This is a genomic window from Halobacillus sp. BBL2006, assembly GCF_000786645.1.
GTDB lineage: Bacteria > Bacillota > Bacilli > Bacillales > Halobacillaceae > Halobacillus.
In genome coordinates this window covers 1-5,091 of the sequence record NZ_JRNX01000451.1, presented here as the reverse complement: position 1 = coordinate 5,091, position 5,091 = coordinate 1, and the positions used below count along the sequence as shown (strand labels likewise).

The window sequence follows — 5,091 nt, the reverse complement described above, 5'->3', positions numbered from 1 at the left end:
GAGATCCGTCGGAAGGAACTGGTCAAAGCAGCTGAGGCAATGGGGATTAAAGATCTAAGAATGATGGGTCTGCGTGATAAAACATTGGAGTTCGAAGATGACACACAAATGAAAAACATGGTTAAAGATCTGATTGATGAACTCAATCCTTCTCTAGTCATCAGTTTCTATCCAGGCTACGCGGTGCACCCTGACCATGAAGCGACAGCACGAGCTGTTGTAAGAGCAATCAGGGATATAAAACCAGAGGCAAGACCAAAATTCCACGCGGTCGCTTTTGCCAATAATACGGAACAGGATCTGGGCAAGCCCGACGTTATCAATGATATTCAAGCTGTACAAGAAGATAAACTGAATGCGATGAGAGCTCATATCTCTCAAACTGCGAGGATGCTTGAAATGTTAGAAGAAGGCATTAAAGCAAAGGACCCTGAAGCAATGAAATGGGTTACGAATGAACGATTCTACACCTATAATTGGGATAAAGACCAAGTCACCTAAAACGCACATAAGAGCTGAACTCACCTCAGAGTTCAGCTTCTTTTCATTTTCAATGATCTTTAAACGACTCTAAAACGATATCTTTATGTAGAATGTCATGGCATTTTCACAAAATGTCTAATTTTGCGGTCGTTTGTCTAAGATGAAAGTGATATTCTATGAACTGGAGTCCATAAGAAAGGAGATTTTACGATGAAAAGACTAACAGCTACCATCTTGTTTATATTTCTTATTTTATTTCTAGCTGCTTGTGGTTCCTCTGATCAAGAACAAGGAGCGGCCCAAGAAGATGAATCAAGCGCAGAATCCCTTACTCCCCCTGAAGTAGAGGTTCAATTTAAAGAGCAGCCTCTCCCCGTAAACGAAGAAACAGTGATCCAGGCGGTGGTTATTCAAGGAGATGAAAAAGTCAAAGATGCCGAATACGTTGAGTTTGAAATTTGGAACGATGCGGATGGTGAAGACAGTTCTGAAAAAGTTAAAGCCTCCCACACGAAAGACGGTGTTTATGAAGCCGCCTACACTTTTGAAAAAGCTGGTACTTATCAAGTTATTGCTCATACTCAGGTAGGTGACCTTCACACGATGCCACAAAAAGAAGTCACTGTAGGCAAAGAAAAAGACCAGGCAGCAAAAGAAGACACGACTGGTGAAGACAGTTCTCATGACTCCGGGGAGAGCGACGGTTACAGTCATGGCAATAAAGAATTCATGGTTCACTTAATGACCGATCAAATATTTAAGACAGGGGAAGAATCCACTCTTACTGCCCACGTGAGTCAGATGGAATCCCCATTTGAAGATGCAATGGTTCGTTTTGAAATCAGTTCTGATCAAATGGAAAGGCACGCATTTATTGATGCAGAAGAATTTGAACCTGGAGAATACAAAGCCACTTACACGTTCCCTTCTGCAGGAGATTATACCATCAATGTTCACTATGAAAAGCCGGATAAAGAAATCCATGGTCACAAGGAAGAAACTATCGAAGTTATAAAATAAGAAAAACAAGAGCACTATAGATGAGCACAAAAAAGCGCCTGAAACCTCTCAGTAGGTTCAGGCGCTTTTGTATATTCTTCTAGCTCCGACTTTAAAGTTTAGATATCTGCGTTTTGCAGTTTCTTCTTCTTAGCCATTTTTTCACGTTCGTTTTTGTTGAGATATTTCTTACGAAGGCGGACATTTTGAGGCGTTACTTCGCAATACTCATCATCATCAAGATACTCGATCGCTTCTTCAAGTGTCATTTGACGAGTTTTCTTAATGGTATTCGTTGTATCTTTGTTAGCAGAACGGATGTTAGTCAGGTGTTTTTCTTTCGTGATGTTGACGGTTAAGTCATTTTCACGATTGTGTTCACCAACAATCATCCCTTCATAAACTTCAGTACCAGGTTCAACAAAGATCGTACCACGATCCTCAAGGTTCATGATTCCGTACGTAGATGCTTTTCCTTTATCCAAAGAAACAAGAACACCTTCACGACGGCCTCCAACTTGACCTTTAGTTAGAGGCGCATAGCCATCAAACGTATGGTTCAAGATTCCGTAACCACGTGTCTGTGTCATGAATTCCGTAGAATAACCGATCAGGCCACGGGAAGGAACAAGAAATTCAAGACGAACTTGTCCATTTCCATCATTGACCATATCCTGCATCTCACCTTTACGGTAACCGATGGATTCCATAACGGCACCTTGGTAGTCCTCAGGTGTATCGATTTGCACACGCTCAACGGGTTCGCAAACCTCCCCATCAATTTCCTTAAGGATAACCTTAGGTTTTGATAGTTGAAGTTCGAAACCTTCACGACGCATGTTCTCTACAAGAATAGACAAGTGCAATTCACCACGTCCAGATACGGTAAAGGCATCCGGAGAATCGGTTGGGTCTACACGCAGACTTACGTCTGTTTCAAGTTGAGTCAGTAGACGTTCTTCGATTTGTCGTGCCGTTACATATTTACCTTCACGGCCAGCAAATGGACTGTTGTTGACAAGGAACGTCATCTGTAACGTCGGCTCATCAATACGAGGGATTTCCATCGCTTCCTGATGATCCGGAGGGCAGACCGTTTCCCCAACGTTGATGTCTTCCATACCAGCTAGCGCAATAATATCGCCGGCTTTCGCCTCTTCAATTTCAATTCGCTTCAAGCCGATGAAACCAAAAAGCTTGCTGACACGGAAGTTTTTCACAGAACCGTCTTTTTTCATCAAGGATACTTGCTGTCCGACTTTAATGCTTCCGCGGAATACACGGCCGACCCCGATACGTCCAAGGTAATCGTTGTAATCAAGCAGCGTTACTTGGAATTGCAGAGGATCTTCCTGAGTATCTACTGGAGCAGGGATATTGTTCATGATCAATTTGAAAATTGGTTCCATTGTTTCGTTCTGTTCTTCTGGCTCTTCTCCAGATGTACCATTCAAGGCAGAAGCATAAACAACAGGGAAATCAAGCTGATCATCATCCGCACCTAGTTCAATGAACAGGTCAAGGACCTCGTCTACAACTTCTTCAGGACGGGCATTCGGGCGATCGATTTTATTTAAGACGACGACAGGAGTCAATTTCTGTTCCAATGCCTTCTTCAGGACAAATCGTGTCTGTGGCATACATCCTTCGTAGGCATCTACAACTAGAAGTACACCGTCAACCATTTTAAGAATTCGTTCTACCTCTCCACCAAAGTCTGCGTGACCTGGAGTGTCGAGGATATTGATGCGAGCATCATTATAGTTAATCGCGGTATTTTTCGCTAGAATCGTAATGCCGCGCTCTTTTTCTAAGTCATTCGAATCCATTGCACGCTCATCTACATGTTCGTTATCACGGAATGTTCCTGAGTAGTGAAGCATCTGATCCACTAATGTTGTTTTTCCGTGGTCAACGTGGGCGATGATCGCAATGTTACGAATATCGTTTCTGTGTTGCATGTAGCACACACCTCTTTCGTATCACTATTTATTCAACTTATCCATTATAACATAAATCTAATCGTGTCGATACCAGCCCCACTCTCTTTACATTTTCTTAAAGGAAAGGTCCGGAGATGCAGCTTCTACCTGACGTGCATGTGGGTACCTGCATGTGGGTACCAGGTACCAGCACACCTCAGACCGGTACCTGGTACCCAAGTCTCGCCCATGGGTGCCAGGTACCATTAAACTCCTGCCTTCTCCTATTGCGTTCCCGGTACTAGGACAGTAGAATAGATTCAGCTAAGGTACCTGGTACCCAAATGAGCTTGTGCGGTACCAGGTACCAAATAAGTTTCATCAGGTACCTGACACCAAAAAAGGCCAGACCAGTACCTGGTACCCAAACTGGTACCCAAACAATAAAGGGGGTGGGAACACGATGGAGACGAAAAGGGATGGCGAATGGTTTGAAGTGAGGATTCCTGAGAAATGGGAAGGATACACAGTACATCGGATCATGGAGAAAGAATGGCATGTACCTCGAAAGTTAATGCATCGATTCCGGTCAAATCGCGAAGTGACAATCAACTCAGATGCAGTTCATTGGAAAGATACGAAAGTAACCACAGGAGACACCTTGCATATACGCTTATTCAAGCCACAGCCTTTAGAAGTCACCCCTGCCCCTATGAACATTGATGTCATTTACGAGGACGATCATCTACTTGTCGTAAACAAGCCTTCTGGAGTATTCACCCACCCGAACCGACCTTCAGAAACGGACACACTAGTAAATGGAGTGGCCGCTTATTTTCAAGAGAACGGAATTCATGCGACTCCAAAGTACGTCCATCGTCTGGACAGGGATACTTCTGGAGCGATCCTGTTTGCCAAACACGATCTTGCCATCGCCATGCTTGGTAAAGAGTTACAGAAAAGAACCATCAAACGGACTTATCTTGCATGGGCCCATGGAAAAGTTGAACCTGAGGAAGGAATTATAACCAAACCTATCGGAAAAGACCTCACCCATCCTGTACGAAGATGCGTCTCTTCAGAAGGTCAATATGCCGAAACCCATTACAAAGTGATGGAGTACAGTGAAACAGATCACGCTTCCCTTCTCAAACTTCATCTGCAGACAGGACGTACACACCAAATTCGTGTTCATTTGAGTCATACAGGTCATCCGCTTGTTGGAGATAAAATGTATGGGGGCGAAGGTCGAGTCAACTTCAAACAAGCCCTTCACGCTGCACTTTTGACATTCGTCCACCCGTTCACCGAAGAGGTTATCAAATGCCTGGCGTTCCCTCCCTCAGGTTCGCCGCTTTTTTCTGAACGTCATATCCGGCTCTTGAATCGATAAACAGCTTTTAATTTTCATAGATTTCAAAAAACAGATATGATAATCTGAAAATGTTAACCTTTTCATAAGCGAAAAAGAGTACCAATCATATAGATAAAGAGAAGATTCGACGGGACGTTATGGGTTAACATTTGGAACATAAAGGAGAAAGCCGCTGTTGGTGAACAGCGGCTTTCATTATGGTGAATTCCTTAATAGATCGTACGAGATATCAACGTCTTAAGGTCTGCAATCCGATTCGGACTGTATTCTGGTCGATTTATCATTTGACAGAGACCCAGGAGGTCATAAAGC

General features: G+C 43.5%; 4 protein-coding genes. 3 read left to right on the top strand and 1 reads right to left on the bottom strand.

The genetic code is table 11. From position 1 onward, the window contains the following. Window positions 1-501: bacillithiol biosynthesis deacetylase BshB2 (bshB2, locus tag LD39_RS13515; RefSeq protein ID WP_035547845.1), on the top strand; the 501-nt coding region annotated here is incomplete at its 5' end. A 192-nt stretch (window positions 502-693) separates the two neighbouring features. Continuing rightward, a complete protein-coding gene (locus LD39_RS13510) occupies window positions 694-1,503 on the top strand; it encodes a FixH family protein (RefSeq protein WP_035547841.1) in 810 nt (269 codons plus the stop codon). Window positions 1,504-1,601: 98 nt separating this feature from the next. Here the strand turns inward: LD39_RS13510 and typA are convergent, their stop codons facing one another. After that, on the bottom strand, window positions 1,602-3,443 hold the full coding sequence (gene typA, locus LD39_RS13505) for a translational GTPase TypA (RefSeq protein ID WP_035547838.1): 1,842 nt from the start codon (window positions 3,441-3,443) through the stop codon (window positions 1,602-1,604). 424 nt (window positions 3,444-3,867) lie between these two features. Between typA and LD39_RS13500 the strand changes: the two genes are divergently transcribed. Then, the gene (locus LD39_RS13500) at window positions 3,868-4,797 is read left to right on the top strand and encodes an RluA family pseudouridine synthase (protein ID WP_035547833.1); all 930 of its coding nucleotides are present in this window, start codon (window positions 3,868-3,870) and stop codon (window positions 4,795-4,797) included. The last annotated feature ends 294 nt before the right edge of the window (window positions 4,798-5,091 follow it).

Bases quoted from the DNA above. Each gene is read 5' to 3' on its own strand.
- LD39_RS13500 (WP_035547833.1), top strand. From the start codon at position 3,868: ATGGAGACGAAAAGGGATGGCGAATGGTTTGAAGTGAGGATTCCTGAG.
- typA (WP_035547838.1), bottom strand. From the start codon at position 3,443: ATGCAACACAGAAACGATATTCGTAACATTGCGATCATCGCCCACGTT.
- LD39_RS13510 (WP_035547841.1), top strand. From the start codon at position 694: ATGAAAAGACTAACAGCTACCATCTTGTTTATATTTCTTATTTTATTT.